General features: G+C 26.9%; 16 protein-coding genes. 10 read left to right on the top strand and 6 right to left on the bottom strand.

Annotation, left to right across the window (positions count from 1 at the left end; all coding sequences use genetic code 4):
• The first annotated feature begins 47 nt into the window (after nt 1-47).
• The 9 genes from NMG68_RS01720 to NMG68_RS01680 all read left to right on the top strand — a co-directional run bounded on the left by NMG68_RS01720 (nt 48) and on the right by NMG68_RS01680 (nt 8,887).
• Nucleotides 48-461 (top strand): hypothetical protein, encoded by a 414-nt coding sequence (locus NMG68_RS01720; RefSeq protein ID WP_255034977.1) that lies wholly within the window; start codon nt 48-50, stop codon nt 459-461.
• Between the two features lie 77 nt (nt 462-538).
• The gene (locus NMG68_RS01715; RefSeq protein ID WP_255034976.1) at nt 539-874 is read left to right on the top strand and encodes a holo-ACP synthase; all 336 of its coding nucleotides are present in this window, start codon (nt 539-541) and stop codon (nt 872-874) included.
• Nucleotides 874-1,668 carry a lysophospholipid acyltransferase family protein gene (locus tag NMG68_RS01710; protein WP_255034975.1) on the top strand — a complete coding sequence of 265 codons (795 nt, stop codon included), beginning with the start codon at nt 874-876 and terminating at the stop codon, nt 1,666-1,668. Before NMG68_RS01715 ends, NMG68_RS01710 begins: the two co-directional genes overlap by 1 nt.
• Nucleotides 1,669-1,767: 99 nt before the next feature.
• Nucleotides 1,768-3,588 (top strand): segregation/condensation protein A, encoded by a 1,821-nt coding sequence (gene scpA / locus NMG68_RS01705; protein WP_255034974.1) that lies wholly within the window; start codon nt 1,768-1,770, stop codon nt 3,586-3,588.
• Nucleotides 3,589-3,634: 46 nt separating this feature from the next.
• Complete coding sequence (gene scpB, locus NMG68_RS01700) at nt 3,635-4,513, top strand: SMC-Scp complex subunit ScpB (protein WP_255034973.1); 879 nt, start codon at nt 3,635-3,637, stop codon at nt 4,511-4,513.
• A 218-nt stretch (nt 4,514-4,731) separates the two neighbouring features.
• Entirely contained in the window at nt 4,732-5,163 is a 432-nt protein-coding gene (gene mraZ, locus NMG68_RS01695) for a division/cell wall cluster transcriptional repressor MraZ (protein WP_255034972.1), read from the top strand.
• Complete coding sequence (gene rsmH, locus NMG68_RS01690) at nt 5,150-6,088, top strand: 16S rRNA (cytosine(1402)-N(4))-methyltransferase RsmH (protein WP_255034971.1); 939 nt, start codon at nt 5,150-5,152, stop codon at nt 6,086-6,088. Before mraZ ends, rsmH begins: the two co-directional genes overlap by 14 nt.
• 3 nt (nt 6,089-6,091) lie before the next feature.
• Nucleotides 6,092-7,399 carry a hypothetical protein gene (locus NMG68_RS01685; RefSeq protein ID WP_255034970.1) on the top strand — a complete coding sequence of 436 codons (1,308 nt, stop codon included), beginning with the start codon at nt 6,092-6,094 and terminating at the stop codon, nt 7,397-7,399.
• A gap of 48 nt (nt 7,400-7,447) precedes the next feature.
• Nucleotides 7,448-8,887 carry an FtsZ/tubulin family protein gene (locus tag NMG68_RS01680; protein WP_255034969.1) on the top strand — a complete coding sequence of 480 codons (1,440 nt, stop codon included), beginning with the start codon at nt 7,448-7,450 and terminating at the stop codon, nt 8,885-8,887.
• Nucleotides 8,888-9,547: 660 nt separating this feature from the next.
• On the opposite strand, the gene NMG68_RS01675 is transcribed toward NMG68_RS01680, so the two are convergent.
• The 4 genes from NMG68_RS01675 to NMG68_RS01660 all read right to left on the bottom strand — a co-directional run bounded on the left by NMG68_RS01675 (nt 9,548) and on the right by NMG68_RS01660 (nt 15,644).
• Nucleotides 9,548-11,749 carry an IdeS/Mac family cysteine endopeptidase gene (locus NMG68_RS01675; protein ID WP_255034968.1) on the bottom strand — a complete coding sequence of 734 codons (2,202 nt, stop codon included), beginning with the start codon at nt 11,747-11,749 and terminating at the stop codon, nt 9,548-9,550.
• A 223-nt stretch (nt 11,750-11,972) separates the two neighbouring features.
• Entirely contained in the window at nt 11,973-12,632 is a 660-nt protein-coding gene (locus NMG68_RS01670) for a Fic family protein (RefSeq protein ID WP_255034967.1), read from the bottom strand.
• 203 nt (nt 12,633-12,835) lie between these two features.
• The gene (locus NMG68_RS01665) at nt 12,836-14,929 is read right to left on the bottom strand and encodes an MIP family Ig-specific serine endopeptidase (RefSeq protein WP_255034966.1); all 2,094 of its coding nucleotides are present in this window, start codon (nt 14,927-14,929) and stop codon (nt 12,836-12,838) included.
• 385 nt (nt 14,930-15,314) lie between these two features.
• Nucleotides 15,315-15,644, bottom strand: coding sequence for a hypothetical protein (locus tag NMG68_RS01660; RefSeq protein WP_255034965.1), 330 nt, complete (start codon nt 15,642-15,644; stop codon nt 15,315-15,317).
• 139 nt (nt 15,645-15,783) lie between these two features.
• Here NMG68_RS01660 and NMG68_RS01655 point away from each other — a divergent pair, with 139 nt between their 5' ends.
• A complete protein-coding gene (locus NMG68_RS01655; protein ID WP_255034963.1) occupies nt 15,784-15,969 on the top strand; it encodes a hypothetical protein in 186 nt (61 codons plus the stop codon).
• A gap of 394 nt (nt 15,970-16,363) precedes the next feature.
• Here NMG68_RS01655 and NMG68_RS01650 read toward each other — a convergent pair whose 3' ends face one another.
• The gene (locus NMG68_RS01650) at nt 16,364-16,771 is read right to left on the bottom strand and encodes a hypothetical protein (protein WP_255034962.1); all 408 of its coding nucleotides are present in this window, start codon (nt 16,769-16,771) and stop codon (nt 16,364-16,366) included.
• A 359-nt stretch (nt 16,772-17,130) separates the two neighbouring features.
• Nucleotides 17,131-18,117, bottom strand: coding sequence for a hypothetical protein (locus NMG68_RS01645; protein ID WP_255034960.1), 987 nt, complete (start codon nt 18,115-18,117; stop codon nt 17,131-17,133).
• Between the last annotated feature and the right edge of the window lie 45 nt (nt 18,118-18,162).

Here is an 18,162-nt window from a genome sequence, read left to right as displayed (position 1 = left end):
TTTTGATATTCTAAAATATACAAAAAGATAAAATAACCAAAATAGCTATGAACGATAAAAAGAAAATAATTACTTCTACTGATATCGAAAAATTAGGATTAAAATATAACGATGCAGGTGAATATAATCCTGAAGAAATCGACAAACTACTTGATATAGTTGTAGAAACATTAAAATTTTATGAAAGAGAATACAAGCGTTATCAATCACTTGATAAGCAATGCGCTGAACTTAACTCACAAGTTAAAACTTTAAAAGATGTAATTGGCGAAAAAGAAGTCATCATAAAAGAAATGAATGAAAATGGTTATGATCGCGTTACTTTTATGAATAAAACTAATTTAATGGATAATAATATTAAGAACTTATCATTAGCAATTAGTCAAATCAAACAAATTGATAATACCATTGCTCAAATGAATAAGGATATTAGATTAATTAAGCAAATCTTATCCAAATAATAATGCTTAATTGTTTTTTATTGATTATTATATAATCATAAAAGTAATAAAACATTGATAAATAAGGAATAAAGACAATGATTATTGGAATTGGCATAGACTCAGTAACTATTTCAAGATTTCAACAAAAGAAATCACCTGAATTTGTAAAGAAACTTTTAACAGAACACGAATTAAATAAATATAAGTCTGTTATCGGAGACAATAACCAAAACATCTTTTTAGCTATTAGATGAGCTTTTAAAGAAGCTATTTTTAAAGCTCTTAGAACTTGAGATGATTTCACTCAATTAGAAATTCGTAAGATTAATGGTGCTTATGAATGTTCTTTAAACGATAAGATTAAATTGCACCTTTCAATTTCACACGAAGGTGAAAGATTAGTTGCAGTTGCTGTAGCTGAAAGAGTTTAATGCGTTTTATTATACGTTTATTAAGCTTTTTAATTTTTCCTTTTGTTGGTTTAGAATTTGCAATTAGATATCTTGTAGCTCTAATTAAAGCTAGTATTTATAAGAATAATCCAACGTTTTATACAAAGGAAAATCGTTTTAAAACCGTATATATTTTAGCTAGTCGGATAATATTTTTTAAAGGATTAAAAATCGAGTTAAAAAACGAAGATTTAATTCCTAATAAACCTGTTCTTTTTATCGGAAATCACAAATCAAACATTGATCCATTTGTAATGATTTGAATGGCTAACCACTTAAAAGATATTACCGAATTAACTTTTGTCGCTAAAGCTGAATTAAAAAAGAAATCTATTGGTAAGATTATGTCTTTAATTGATGTAATTTTTATTGATCGACAAAGTATTAGACAAGCAGCTAAAGCAACTTTAGATGAGATAGAACTATTAAAAAACACCTCAGTTTGCGTATTCGCTGAAGGTACAAGAGTATTTTCGCATGAGTTAGCTGAATTTAAAGCTGGTTCTATCAAAGCTGCTTACAAAGCTTTTTGTCCTATCGTTCCTTTTAGTTTGTTTAACACACAAGGACGAATGGAGAAGATTTCAAATAAGAAGAGACCAGTTCAAGAAGGTTTTAGAAAAGCTAAAACTAAAAAGATCTACATTGAATTCTTAAAGCCATTAAAGCCAATTGATTATTCAAGATCTGAATCAACTTATATTATTAACAGCATAAGAAAGCAAATTCAGGAAACTTATAATAAACAGTTAGCTGATTTTGTTAAAAAATAACTCAATATTAATTAAAACAGTTATCACATTAGATGGTAACTGTTTTTATATTTTTATAAATAAAAATAAGAAAAACTAAAGTGTTTTTAAAAAATTAATGTGTTAAAAAAATTAAATAACAACTCAACAAATATGATTAAACTTATCTGGTGTGAAGACATTAATCATGGAATAGCTAAAGACAATCAACTTCCGTGAGATATTAAAAGTGAACTAAAACATTTTAGAGAAAGCACACTTAATCACCCGATTATTATGGGGTATAACACTTATACTGCGATTAACAAAATTTTAGATAACCGAGCTAATATCGTAATTTCTAAAAAACATCAAAATGAATTAAGGAATAACAATGAAATCTTCTTATATTCGGATATTAAAAAAGCATTAATCGATTTTAGTGTTGTAGATTTATTTATCATCGGCGGGAAGAAGATAATTGAAAACTCAATTAAGTATGCTGACGAATTGGTTATCTCTAAATTGGAAGATGATTATCAATGTGATCTATTTGTTGATGTTGATTACACTGATTTTGAGTTAGTTGATACTAAAATTAATGATGAGTTTAAGGTTGAGTACTGACACAGAAAGAAAAATACCAAAAAGCCAGAAGATTTAATAGAAGAGTTGAATATTAATATCACTGACGACTTTTTAAACCTATCATTTAAACATTTTAGTGGTCCTTTTGATCTATTACTTCATCTTATTAAAGATAAAAAAATGGATATAATGGCTTTAGATCTTTTTGAATTAGCCAACCAATATTTCCAATACATTAACAAGCATATGATTAATCTAGATGTAGTATCAGATTATTTATATATGGCTTGTGAGTTGTTAAGAATTAAATCTGATTTATCTATTCCTAATTTTGATACTGAAGAAAAAGTTGATCTTAATAATGATGACGAACGCGATCGAATTGTAAAGAGAATTATTGAATATAAGCGTTATTCAGAATTATTGCCATCACTACACAAAATGCAACTTGAAAGATTTTCATTATTTTCAAAAGAAGAAGATGACTGAGATGTATTCAAATTAACAACTAATGATTTACCAGAAGCACCATTGCCAGATTATGTTAATCCTAAGAAACTTAAAAAAGCAATGGAACGAGTTTTTGAAAAACTTAAAATTAAAACCATTACAGAACATAAGATTGTTATTGAAGAGTTATCAATCGAAGATGTTAAAGCTGAAATCTTAGAAATTATTAAAAAAGAACTTGATAATAAATATGATGTATCAACTGATTTAGAAACAATCTTTAGTCAAATTGATCAGAAAAAATTATCATTAAGATATTTTGTAACAGCTTTTGTTTGTTTATTAGTTTTAGTACGCGAACAAAAAATTGACTTGCATCAAAGAGAAGATGATGATTTAATATATATTTCTTTAGTTGATACTTCTAAGATAGTTGTAGTTCAAGAATCAATTGAAGATGCAATCAAACGCCAGAAACAAGACGAAGAAGAATTGCAAGAATCAATTAAAAAGATTCAAGAAGAACGTCGTCAAGCATTCTTCAAACAACGTGAAGAGTACTTTAAGAAAAAATATGGTGAATATTATGTTTCTAAGGAAGATTATGCAAAACTATCTCCAGAAGAAAAAATTAATATCAGAATTAACCAACGAAAGATCGATGAACAAGAAAAATTAAATAAAGCTAAAGAACAAAATTTAGTTGATGAAAATAATCAAGTAATTGATCTTAAGAATAAAAAACCTACTGCAAAACAAATCTTATATGAAGCAGATCTAATCGTTCAACAACTAGAAGATCTAATAAATGATAAGCAAGAAGATTATGATTCAGAAGCTAAATTAGAAGCATTACATACCGGTTTAATCAATCTTGATGAAGATGGTGAAGAGATTAAAAAAGACGATAACGAATCAAACTAATAATTGGTTAATATATTAAACTATTAAACCTAAACATATATAAGCTATGATGAAAACTAAAATAAAAAAGATAACTAAAAAATTTAAACTAAGTAACAAAAAAGAAGTTGAAGAATTATCAACAAAAGAAATCTTAGAAGATCAAAAAGAGTTTTCTGAACAAGTTGATAAATTAACCGAAAAAAAACAAAAACCAACTTTTGAAGATATTGGTAGTTCAACAGTTGATTTTGAAACTGATGATAACGATAAATTCTATCAATCAGTAAGAGAAGCGATAGAACAAACTAGTGAAATTGTTGATGATTTAGAAGAAAAAGATAAACCAAATAAAAATCAAGATAAAAAAGAGTTATCAGTAAAAGCGATTATTCAAGCTGCATTATATGTTGCAGGTAAAAATGGTATGAATCTACAAGAACTGAATAAGATCTTACCAAGATTACATCAAGATCAGATCTTTAAAGAACTTGAAGAAATGACTTATAGTTATGATCAAAATCAAAACTTTGGTTTAACAATCAAAAACTACGGTGGTCGATATAAGATTTTAACTAAAGCTGATGTTAAAAAAGAGATGCAACGCTATGTATCTGAAAAATTCAAAAATCCATTAAACAAAGGATTAATGGAAGTTTTAGCAATTGTTGCTTATAACCAACCTTGTACTAGAGCTAGAATTAATGAAATTAGAGGTGTTGATTCATTAAATTTAGTTGATAATTTACTAGAAAAAGGTTTGATTGTTGAAATCGGTAGAGCAGATACTCCAGGAAGACCTTTCCTGTATAATGTTTCTGAAAAATTCTTTGATTTATTCGGGATTGAATCAATTGATGATCTACCAGAGATTAAGCATTTTGATCCGGATTCATATCAAGAAGGGAACTTCTTTGATTCGAATCGTTATGACGATAACGAATAGCTCCCACTTCCCACCACAAATTAGTAAAAAGCAGTTAAAAATGACCTTTCGAGGTCATTTTTTTATATTTTTCAAAAAAATTATTTATCGTTATAACCCTTATAAATAAAGGGTTTTAAAGATTTCAAAATAATTAAGTGTTAAAAAGTGTGGCAAAGTGGGAAAAAATTGTTTAAAATATAAGTACGTAAGAATTCTGCTATAGGAGGTGAAATAATATGTTTATTGGCAATTACCAACATAATATTGATCCTAAAGGTAGATTAAGCGTTCCCGCTAAGATAAGAAACCTTATTAAAGAAAGTGTTGTTTTATCTAGAGGATTAGATGGATGCTTGGAATTACGTACCCCTGAAGAGTTTGAAAATTACGCTAATAAGTTCTTAAGCAAATCAAATAACAAACAACAAAACCGTAATTATAAACGTTTATTATTTGCTAATTCATTAACTATTGAAATTGATAGCGCTAACCGTGTTTTAATTCCTGCTAACTTTAAAAAGATGGCTAATCTTGAAAAAGAAGTTGTAATCATTGGTATGGGTGATCATGTTGAAATTTGAGACAAGAAAGCATACGATGAATTTAACGAAGCTAATTTTGATAACTTTAATGAACTAGCAGAATCGATGGAAGATGATAATCAATAATCAGATTCATTACCCAGTGTTATTAAAAGAAGTGATAGATAACATTATTACTAATAAAGATGGTATTTATCTTGATTTAACGATTGGGTTTGGCGGACATAGTTACAATATCATTAATGCTTTATCTGATAAAGCGAAGTTGTTTGGATTTGATCAAGACTACGAAGCAATAAATCATTGCAACAAATTATTTGAGAAATATAGCAATGTCAAACTGATTAAGGATAATTTTGCCAATCTTAAAGATCATTTAAAAAGATTAGAAATCAACAAAATTGATGGATGCTTAATTGATCTGGGCGTATCTAGTTATCAACTAGATCAACCTAAAAGGGGATTTAGTTACCATTCAGTTGGTCGATTTGATATGAGAATGGATCAAGATCAAAAGCTTGATGCAACTGAATTAATTAAAACCTCATCAGTTAATCAACTAATTACAATCTTCAAGAAGTATGGAGAGATCAAAGATCCTTTTAGAGTTGCTAATGAACTTAAAAGAGCATTTGAACAAAAAGATTTAAATACTCTTGAAGTAGTTGAACTGATTAAGGCTAATGTAAAAAAAGAAGAACTGTATAGCAAGAAACACCCTGCAAGAAAATATTTCCAAGCAATAAGAATAGCTGTTAATAAAGAATTAGATGTTTTAGAAAAAGTTTTAACAATTATTCCAGAACTATTAAATGTGAATGGCAGATTACTTATTATCTCCTTCCATTCATTAGAAGAAAAACTTATTAAAAAGGCATTTCGTAATTTAACATCAACAGCATCTTTAACAAACATTCCATTGAATAACGAAGAACTATTAAAATACAAAAATCATTATAATAAGGGACTTGAACCAAGTAAAAATGAACTTGAGACAAACAAGCGATCAAGATCAGCTAAGCTGTTTGTTTTAGAAAGGATAAAAGAATAGCGCATGTATAACTTAAAACAAACTTATTGCACAATCAATTTTGCGAAGGAAAAAATTGATTTTGTATTATCAACAAATAGAGATCAAAGTATTAATTTATTACGTCAAGTCTCAATTAAAAACCAAAACTATTACGACGAAACTAAGATCATTAATAAAAGATTATTGCTAGAAAAGATTCGCCACCAAATTGATTTGTTCAATCAAAAAAATAAGATGGAGATCAAAAAAGTAATTCTTAATTTTGACTCTTTAATTAATGATCTTAAAACTAACCAAATTAATACTGCGCCAATCAGTTATCTAAGTGCTGATCAATTTGATAACGAAATCAAAAAGTTTGTTTTAAACCAACAAAGAACACGCCCTGTTAATGAACAGCTTGTTAATTACAAAGTGTTCCAAACAATTGATAGACAATCTAGAAAAATTGCTGATCAATTAGAAGTTGGTAAAGAATATTATGCTGTTATTTTAACTTATACTTCTAAATCTGGTTTAATACCTGAAATCAGAGATATTCTTAAAACATTAAATGTAAAAATTTCAAGCATTTCTACTCAAGAAATTAATTATCAAGCATCTCAGCAAGTTAAAGATATTAATGATACGATTGTTGTTGATATGGTTGAAAACTTTACTAATCTTAATATTTATTTAGATGGTAATTACGTAATCACTAAAAGAATAAACTTAGGAATAAAACAAGTTAAAGAAAACCTAATTAAGAGTTTGAATGCAAAAAACTACAATAAAGATGCAAACAACAATAGAGATATTAACGAAATAGTTAATATGTACTTTAATAACGATCTTTTATCATTAAATGAAGATAACAAATTCAATTTATTAATTAAAACTAATAAGGAATTTTTAAGTTATCAATACTTATCAAAAGCCGATTTAGATATACTTATTCAAAAACAATTAGTTCATATTGTCGATTTTATTAACAAAGAATTGGAATTAGTTAAAAAAGAATTTAACAAACCAATTAAAGAAATCATTATAAATACTATTAACAATTACGCTATTGCTAATAACTTATTAAATAAGGATGGTGAATTAATTAATGATGTTGATATTAGTAAATTGTACCCTCCAAAGCTATGAGATTATAAAAACGAATTTATGCAATCTTATTTAGCTATTAAAAGACAATACGAACATGATTGCTCTATTAATAAGATTGATAACTACATCACTACTCCACACGATTATAACTTTGATCATGAAAGTGATAGAAAAGCTATGATCTTATCAATAAATAAGGAGCTTGCTAACATCATATCAAAAATCGCTATCAAATAATAAAAATCTAAATATTAATTAATTATGTCTGATCATAAACTAAAAAATATGGATGACTCTAAAATTTTAGAAGAAATGAAAATAGAGTTAGAAAAATTAAGACAACAAATAGCAAAAACGGAGTTGAAGAGCTCTAATGGATCAGATTATAATAACAGGATAAAATTAGGTGATTTTAGCGAACATATTTTATCTTTAAATGACACTCCATTTTCATTTGACTTGCAATCTGAAAATAAACCAATTGCTAATGAATTTATTCAACCGCAAATTATTGATGATAATGAAATAGATTTTTTTGTAAGTAAATATAAAAAAGATTACAAAATCAAAGTAATAGGAATCGGTGGTGCTGGCAACAATATTGTCGAACATATAGTTACTAAATTCAATGATCTAGTTAGCGACAACGTTACATTCTATCAAATAAACACTGACGCTAAACATCTTAATGCATTAGTTAGAAATAAATCTAAAGCAAAAAAATGCTTTATCGATTCACCATATACTTATGGTAATGGAGCTGGTGGAGATATTCAAAAAGCTAAAAAAGCAATAAGAGAATATTATGATCAGCAACTTGATGAAATCTTAAGTGATTGTGATATTTGTATTGTAATCGCTGGACTTGGTAAGGGTACTGGAACTGGTGGTTCAACTTATATCGTAGAAAAAGCAAATAGTAAAAACATTATTACTCTAGCTTATGCGATTATGCCGCTTAACAATGAAGGTAATCAGACTTATGAAAGAGCAACTGATGGTCTTTATGAATTATTAAAAAATGCTACAGCTATTAACATTATTAACAGCGATGATTTAAACAAAAGTTTATCTAATCTAACAGTTGAGGCTCGTAATAATGAAGTTAATAATCAAATCGGAACGTCGGTTAATGCAATTATTAAACTAGCTCAAGAAAAAGAAATTAAGAATATTGATTTCGGCGACTTAATGTATTTCTTTGATAAAGAAAGCGATGTGTCGTATGAATTCTTGGTGAAAGAGATTAAAATCCCGAGTAGCCAAGGCAGTTTAATAAATTTTAATTTATTAAACAATGATTGATCAGAGACCAATAAGCTGATTGTCATGTATCAGCTCAACAAGCAATTACCCGGAAAATTGTTTGATGAGTATAACGCAAAAATCAAAAATTCTGTCAGCAAGGATGCCCATATTGTGTTTGGTAGCAAATCTGTTGATGGTGATGAAAGTATCGTTACGATCCTTGGTAAGAAGCCTAGTGGTTTGATTCATTCTAATAGCAATTTAGATGTTTCTTTTAATGCTTTGATTAATCGCCCTGATAGTTATAATTCGACTGAATATGATAAATTTCCTGAATGAAAAAAGATCATAACTGATAATAATAGGTCTGTAACTGAAAATGCTCTAGTTGTTGTTAATAAAAACGGTTCTCAAAACGAGACAAACTCGTCAATAGAAACAAAAAGCATATTAAGCTTATTTGATTCTGAAGAATAGTAAATTATTACTATTAATTTTGTTAAATCATTTTAATCTCTAATCTCTCGCTTTTTCGATAATAGAATCTAACGACAATAATAGTTTTATTATTTTGTTTTTCATATTATTTCTCTCCTTTCGTAATTTTTTCTCAACTATTTTTGTCCTTTCATGTTTTCTTTCTAAATTTTTTCATTGTTTTATGTTTTTATAAACTATGTTGGACGTTAGAAAAGATCGAAAAATACCTTTAATTTAAATAAAAAAATTAAAGCCATTAATTCCTTTTAATTAAAAACTCAGCAATCTCAAAGTAGGTTGATGAGTTTTTTATTTTGCTTATTTATAAATTGAAATCCTTAGAGTCACAAAATATTTTCATAAAAAAGATTTAAAAATACTATATTTATTCTTATGTAGTGTTTAAAATCAATTAAAACTTCTTGCAAATAAAGATATGTGTTTAATTGATGAAAAATAAGAAAAAAATATGAAATATTTTTAATAAAACCAAAATAATCACCCTAAGTTAATTTAAATTCTTATACATTGTACTATTGATCTAATTATTAATTAGTTAATATTACATCCATTAACTAAATCAAATAAAGATAAGTTTGGCTTTAATCAAAAAAATTAATAAAAAAATCTACCAATTGAATGGTAGATTTTGCATTATTATTGTTTGTGTTTATTTAAATATTGCTTTCAAGTATCTTGATAAAGAGGTAAAACTGTGAATGATTTAATTGATTTAGGATTATTAGCATAGAATGGGTCTGTATAGTATCCGACACCGTAATTTCCAATAGAGACAACTTTAGCTCTAACTAATGAACCACCATTTAAATCATCTTCTTGATCACCATAGTTGTTATTACAGAAATAAATGTAATCAACATTTCCGTTAGCATCAAATTCAGCACCCCAAATAGACATTGCGTGACCAGGATAAGAGAAACCAACAGCTTTTTTGTTTAAGAAAGCATCTTTCAATACATTATTGAATCCTCTATAACTTAAACCATTATGATCTTCAGTCACATCATTTGATCGACCTCTGGTTTCTCTAACAGGTTTAGGGGTAAATACATCTTTGAAATATCCACCTCTGTTATTTTCTGTATTAACTAAATAACCTGATGTTCTAGGTTTTCAACCTGAAATGAATCAGTTAATTCCATCATTGATAAAACCACCTCTATCAATTCATGCATTTGTGAATTTTTGGAAAATTTGACTTCTTCCTTCTTCTTTGTCATTTTTAATTGATTGGTGTTCTGGATAATACATCGGAACACTCTTAGATCAATCAGAAGTTGATTTTAACGCAAAGTATTGATCAATATATTCTTTGTTATTATTGATTCATCAGTGAAGTAAATTAGAAGCAGATGCTGCTCAACATAGGTTGAAGTCACCATATTGATTTTCAAGTAAAGCTATCTTATTAACGTCATATCATCCATATTCTTTTTTGAAAGCTAATCTAACTACATCACCTCTATTAACTCATTTTTCAGGATTATCTTTGTAACTAGGAGCATTAACTCCGTAAACAAACATTGTTTTATTAGCGAAATTGTATGTCGATGGATTTACATATTCACTATTAGAAGCTGTAGGAGTATACTCAATTCTTTCATCTTCTTCGCTAGTATCAAGAGAATTTGAAGTTTCGTATGAACTTTCATTATTTCTTAATTCATTAACTTTAGTTCATAAAGAATTAACTAATGTCTCTTCTTTCTTCAGGATACTTCTAATATCAACTAGAAGTTTATCCATAGAATCTTTAGCTGCTTTAATTGATTTGTAATCAGATGCTTTAACTGTATCAACGGTTAAACTTAAAACATTGTAATAATCAACTTTGTAATATTGTGCACTTCTAGAATAGATCGCATCTGCACCTTGACTAGCTCTTATATTAGGGATCTCTTTTTTAAATTTTTCTAATTTAGCTTTATCAGCTTTGTATTGTTCTTTTTCTTCGCTGCTTAATCTTTCATATTCTGCTAGCGCAATAATAATCTTTGTTTCAACATCAACACTAGGAGTTGTTTTAGATAAAACATCACGATATTTTTTAGAAAAAGGAGGTAGAGTGTTTTCTAGATTGGTTAAACGGTTTTTTAATAGATCTAGTTTATTTTTAACATTAGCTAGTTTTGATTTAACATCATCTGGTAGATTGTTTCAACGACTTAATGCTTCGTTTATATCACTTCCAGAACCTAAAACTTGATCATCTTGACCAGCATCAATATTCATTAAACCATCAGTTAAGTAATTAAATAACTTAGTATTATCAGCAGTAGTACTACCTAAACTATTTGAAGTATTGTTATCATTTGTTGATTCTACAGAACCACCTAAAGTCGCATTTTCATTAGAGCCATTAGCACCTATTTCGCTATTTGAATTAGGTCTTGAATTGTTATTACCCGAATCTGTTGATGATACCGATGAATCAGTTGAATCGGATGAATTAGTTGATTTTTTATCGCTAGAACTATTATCTGTTCTGTTATCATCGTTATAGATTTGATCAATACTATTCTTATCTTGCAAAGCTTTATCAATCGCAACTTCTAAAGCATCGATTGCATTTCTGATATCTTCTAGCGATGATGAGTCGTTATCATAAACTTCTTGAGCTTTTCTAAAAGCTTCGCGTAATTCAACGATAATTTTTTGGTATTTAGAATCATCATATTTACGCATTTCACTATCTTGATCACTTAAGATCAAGCTTAAACTTTGCTTTTCAAGTTGGTAATTTAATCCTTTAGGGTTGGTACAAGAAGCTAAAATTGAACTTGGAGTAATCAATGCGCCAAATAAAGAAAAAAGAAGTCTAGATTTTTTTAATTTCATTATTTACTACTTATTAATTTGATATTTACTTTTGTAATAAAATTCAAAAATATTTAACAATCTGAGTTTTAATGAAAATGCTAATATTTATATTAGTTTTAATCTCTATCTGTTCCCATTATTATAACAAAAAATATCAAAAATTCTAGTTGTCGATTGTTAGTTTTTTAAAAAATAACAAGAAGATTTTGTAAAAAAATAGGTAATAATATTTTGTAATAAACTAATCGATATTAATTAAATTATCTTTAATCAGATTGTATAAATCATCAATATTACCAGTTAATAAATATTTATTGATTCCGTTAAAATAATCATTTTTAATATCAGGATTAACAGAATATAACTTGGTTTTATACTTAAGTTGCATTAAGAACATAATCGCTCTTGCCACTCTTCCATTACCATCACTAAAAGGATGTATCTTATGAAAAATACAATGATACTTTAAGATTAATTCAGTGCGATCTTTTTCAGATAAAACTTCAACAATTTCGTTCTTAAAATTGCTATTAAGTTGTTCTAGTTTACTAACAATTTTACTATGCTCACTACCGATATGTTTAGCGCTTTTAATCTTTAGATTATGCTTACGAAAAGCACCGTTATCATCCAAAATAAAACGCATAATAATGCTGTGTAATTTTAAAATGGTATCAATATTTATATCTAATTGATCATAAAACTTAACAATGTATTCAATACCCATTTTAAAATTAACTAATTCATAAAACTCTTGGTTATTTTTTTGACCTGTTGGCGGTTTATTACTAGCAAATAAATCCCTTACTTCATCATAAGTAAAGGTATTGTTTTCCATGCTGCAACTACTATAAGCTAATTCTAGAATAATCTGATCTAAGGTTTCTTTCTTAAAGTTCATGACACCTTTTTATTTTATAAAACTTTAATTATTTTTATTTGCGTTTGAACTCATATTAAGATTAAATAACAACTTTTTTAATTCAAGCGATAACGTTTGATATTATTCTTAACAATATAGTTTTTATTTAACCTAATTAAAATATGTCTTTTTATTAATAAGAAAGAAAACTATTGATAAATTAATTGTTATTGTTTATTAATTTATTTAAACAATGCAGTCTTATAATCATTACCATAAACCTTATATAAGGTTTGACGATAAGAATTAGTTTGATGAGGATATCTAGCCTTATTAGTGCCATCAATAATGTTATAAGGTTCTACATAATTATTAATCTTTGAAGATCAGAATGGAACATTCAAACTAAAACCAACCATTAAAGCATTATTAACATTCTTATAAGTGTTATCATCACCTAAAAAAGGAATCTTACCATCTGAAGCGAATAATAAACCAATAGGTAAATTATCTTCGTTAGTTACTAAAGAACCACTCATACCACCAATAATTGAATTATCACTTAACATAGAATATGTTAAACCATAAAACAAACCTTTAGGTTCGTTGTTAAACATTGCTCCATGCGAAGCAATTGCATAACCATTATTCACATCTTGAGTAACAAAGACATTATTACTTAAGTTATCAATAATCTTATCATTAGATGATAAGAGATTAGAACTTACATTGTAATGCACTAACGAAGGGTTAGGTTTATTTATTTCATAAGGAAAACCGATGAAATAATCTGTTAATGGTTTAGCATTTAATTTAGTATCAGCGAAGAATTTTTTGATGTCAGCATCATTCTTAATAATCTTATTAATTGTATTTGGTTGATTGAAGACTTTATTGTCATCATTACTTCTAGTTAGGTAGTTATTAATATAAAGATTAACTGAACCATAATCCATTGTTGCGTATGGCAATGAATTTAGTTGCATATTGTGACTACCATCTTTAAATTTATTTATCGAGATATCTAGTTCAGTTATCGCTTTATCTAGATGCTGTTTAATTAATTTATTATCTTCTTTTTCTCTTTTAGCTGCTTGAGTTGCTACTTTTTGCTCACTTCTTGATAATGCTGCGTATTCTTTAGCTGTTATATAAGAATCAGCAAATTTCTCAGTATCATAATCAAACTCAATAACTGAAAACTCGGTATAGTATCTTTTGTTATTGAATAGACTAGCAACTTTATCATCCATAAAGTTGTGCCCTAAAAACAAGGTTTTAGGAAATTGTTCTTTTCTTAACTTCTTATATTTAAATTTAGAATGTTTATTTCTTCAATCATCAGCAACACCAATGAAAACATCCTTAACTTTTTTAGTTCGGTTAGGTTGAGCATTGAATGAATAATCATTAGTTCCAAATAGCTCTAAAGCTACATGGTAGTTAGTAGCAAAGAACAATTTATATTTAGCATTTGATTGTTTATGATAATCCAATAATCATAATGTTCCAGCAGTAACTGATCCATCATCAAAATTTCAAATTAATGAAATTGAACGATTAAAGTTTGATTGTAAATAATCTGAATTTTTACTATAAGTTTTAGTTTGATTAGCTAAACTAAAACGTTTTAATTCAGGATGCGTTGCGTAGTAATTATTGATTTCTTCATTAGTTAAAGTTTGATCATTTGGACCAGGTTTAGTTTCAATATGATTGTTAGGTTGATTTTGATTATTATCAGTTGAATCTGATTCGATATTATTAGAATTCGTAGAATCTGTTTCTGGTTTAATGATACCTATAGTAGTATCGCTATCATTATTTGAGTTATCTACTTTATTATTATTTTGATTAGAACCGTTATTATTTAGTTCTGAATGATTCGAATTATCATTTTTATCTGTTGAATCATTTAAATCCGATTCGGAATTATTTTGTTCGTTATCATTACCGATTACTTCGTTATCGTTATTAGATTGATTACTAGAATCATTGTTTTTATCAAGTTTTTCTTTTTGAGTTTTAGCTAATTTAATTGCTGATTCTAACTCTTGCTTAGCTCTATATAAAACATAATAATCATTTCTATGACTCGCTTCTTTAGCTTTATCGTACACTTGAGATAAAGCTTGTCTTATTTCTTCGTATTTCGACTTGTTATACTTAGCTAATTCTTTAGTTTCGCTATCTAATAATTCTTTTAATTGATTCTTTAACTCATTTATGTAATTCATATTATCTGCTTGTGGATTCTTACAAGCAGATAATATGAAACCAAATGTACTCAAAGTACTTATCAAGCTAAGTGAAATCTTTAACTTTTTAAGTTTCATAATAATGATTTATTGCGATTAGAATCGTCTAAGAACCTATCTAAAATCTATTAACTTATATGATAATATATTTTATTTAAATAATGTTGGTTAATCTTTAGATTATTTAGATGATTGTTTCACAAGTTTAGATCAAAATATTTATTTTTTTTAGATAATTTCTAGATTTGTATATTGTTTGATATTTTTACAAGAAAATAAAGATAATGAATCAACTAAATTTAATAAAAATAAGTTAAGGTTATATATATATATATATATATATAAATAAATAAATAAAACCTAAAAAATTTATTGCTTATTTATAAATAAAAAATGGATTTCTTCATGGGGTATTTTAAGAAATTCATTTTTGATAAGCAACAACTATTAATTGAATATAAATTTATAAAGAATTATAATCTCAAGTCGCTTCAACATTGATAGTTTTATCTTCATTATTTAATTCATGAACTAATTTTTTGGATTTTAGTTTTTCAAATAAGCAATTAACAACTATTAGCTCGATTGCTTGTTTAATAATATTAGGATCTCTTTCAAGTTTTCTATTAGAATCATTAAATTGTCTTATAATCCCTTCTTGATCTGTTTCATTTAAATCAAAAGGAATCGCCAAGTTTTCAAGAGTTTTAATAAATTCTTGAATATCATTATCGTTGAATTTGTAATCTTTCTTTATTAATATGTGAGATCGTTTAAATAGGTCTGGATTCAATGGATAACTCTTATATTCAAGGTGATCGCAATCATCACTTAAAAAATATCGAGAATTTATTTCAATAAAGTTTTTTAACCCTCTAATGTCATATTTATCATTCTTATATTTAAGAATATGGAAAGGGTTTTCTATGATAATGATTAGTTCTGGTTTTTTATCTTTTTCTTCTTTATTGGTTTTTAGTAGATTTATTAACGAATCTTCAAACTTAGGTTTATTATCTTCACTAGCTATAGCTTCTTGTTTGAAGTTATTATCTCCTTGATCAAGTTTAGTTTCATCAGATTTAGATTTATCATATTCATTAGTTTTTTCTTGATAATCTTTTTTAGAAAATTCTGAATGTGTATTCTTAATCAGTTCATCAATATTTGAATTAGAGGATTCTATTTCATATTTAGATAAGTCATGATTTTTAACTTTAAATTGTTCATCTTTATTAGAAATATCACCGTTTGAGATAGATTCATTTTTATCAATTTTTTTATAAAATTCGTTAATAAAATCATCAACAAAATTTTTATTTTTTTCAGTCTGAATTTCGCTATTATTATCTAATGAATCTTCTCTATTTTTAATAGCTATATTAGATGAATTAGAACTACTATCATTTTTGTTATTTTCAATAATCGAAGTATTATTGCTAATTTTTAAATCAATTTGTTTGTATAGTTCTTCTTTTTTAGCATTGAAATCAGCTTTATCAACACTATTAGCTAATACAGGAATAACATCTTTTTTGTTATCAGCAAATTTTTCTTGATTATCTTCTTTGATTTATTCTCTTGATTTTTTTGATTATTTACTGCTAGTTCTTGAGCTTTAATAACTTCATTTATAGTAATTAAATCTACAACTTTATTATCAGATGGTTTATTATTGTTCGATTCATTTATTAATTCATTTTTATTTTGTTCATCCTTGTTTTTTTGATCTAGAATAGACTCTTTTACTTTTTTATCTTTTAGTTTAGACTCAGACGAGGATTTTTTATCTTTTCTAAGATGATCTACTTTTATCTTTAAATCTTTACAAAGACTAATAGAAAAAATCAATGCTATCAAAAACATTAAGAAAAATATCACTAATGTTACTAAGTTTTTAAATAATACTGTATCTATCATGATCTTTTGTTTGATCTTTTTATCAAATACAAAATGTTTTTGATTGTATAAAAATAATTATATAAAAATAAAATTAGCGTATCAATCGTTATTTAAAGTCTTATTAGGTTTTATTAATATTTTCAATTAACTTATCAATTTAAGTTTTCATTCATTCTTATAAATAAAACCATCACCTATAATGATTGGTGATGGATTATCAATTATTAGATCGAAACTAAAAACGCAATTGTAATATATGAGTTTATAGTTAAAAAGATAATTCCTAAAGAATTATTGATGATTAAAAACAATAGTTAAATTATATTAATTAATTCTATTGTTAGATAGTATGTTAATTTAGTTTTAGTTAAGATATTTTATTTAGAAAGATCAGGACTTGTTTCAGTAAGACCTGTATCACCTCAACTACTAGTTTTGTACAACCCTGAATTATCCGATGGTATTGGTTCTGGTGAAGTTTCTCTAGTAGTTGCTTCATCCGATCCATAAGGATAACCAACAGTTGCTGGTGGGTATGCTTGATCTGGTTGTGAAGGATCAGTGTTATTATAAGCTCCATTTTCTGCTCAACCAGTAGTAAAATGTTCTGATTCTGTTGGACTAGTTTCACCTCCAATAGGTTGAGAAATTCCATCATCAGCTCAACTATGAGTCATACCAACTCCTGAATCAGAAACAGAAGGTTGCATTAAATCATTATCTTTAGTTCCTGTTTCAGAAGGATTATCTTCTAATTTATCAGTTGATTCTTTATTATCAATACCAGGAAGACCTGTATCACCTCAGCTTGTAGTTAATCCACCTGATGCAAAACTCGGATCTACAGGAGGCATTTCTTCTTTATCTAATCCAGTTTTTTCAGAATCTTCCGATTTCGAGCCATCAGACGATTTAGGATTTTTTACTTCGTTAGATTGATGATCTACTGCAGCATCTCTGCCAGCCTCAGTAGATCCTTCAGCATTACTAGTATTTCCTGTTCCCGTCGAACTAGAATTACCATCTTGATTAGGTCTATTAGGCATTCCTTCGTGGTTCATTGCGGAAGAATCAGTTCCTGAATTATCTGAATCTGCTTTGTTGTTAGACTCATCTACTGATTCTTTACTTGGTTGATTGTCAGTTTTTTTGTCAGTATCTATAGGTTTACTTTCAGTAGGTGGAGTTGTTTTTTCTTCTTTAGTTTTATTATCATCAGATTCAGTTTTTTTATTATTTGAATCATCAGATTTTTGAGGCATTTTTTGTTCTGTGGTTGGTTTTTTACAGCTAGCAACCGAAATTGCTGCTACTGAAGCAATACTTAATAAACTTACTAACTTTAAAAAGTTTTTTCTTTTCACTTTAAACTAATTTTTAAAACAAAATCTTAAATCAATTTCGTTAAA

Origin of the sequence: Mycoplasma bradburyae (assembly GCF_024338845.1) — a bacterium.
GTDB classification, from domain to species: domain Bacteria; phylum Bacillota_I; class Bacilli_A; order Mycoplasmatales; family Mycoplasmoidaceae; genus Mycoplasmoides; species Mycoplasmoides bradburyae.
This window is presented reverse-complemented; position numbering and strand designations above follow the sequence as displayed.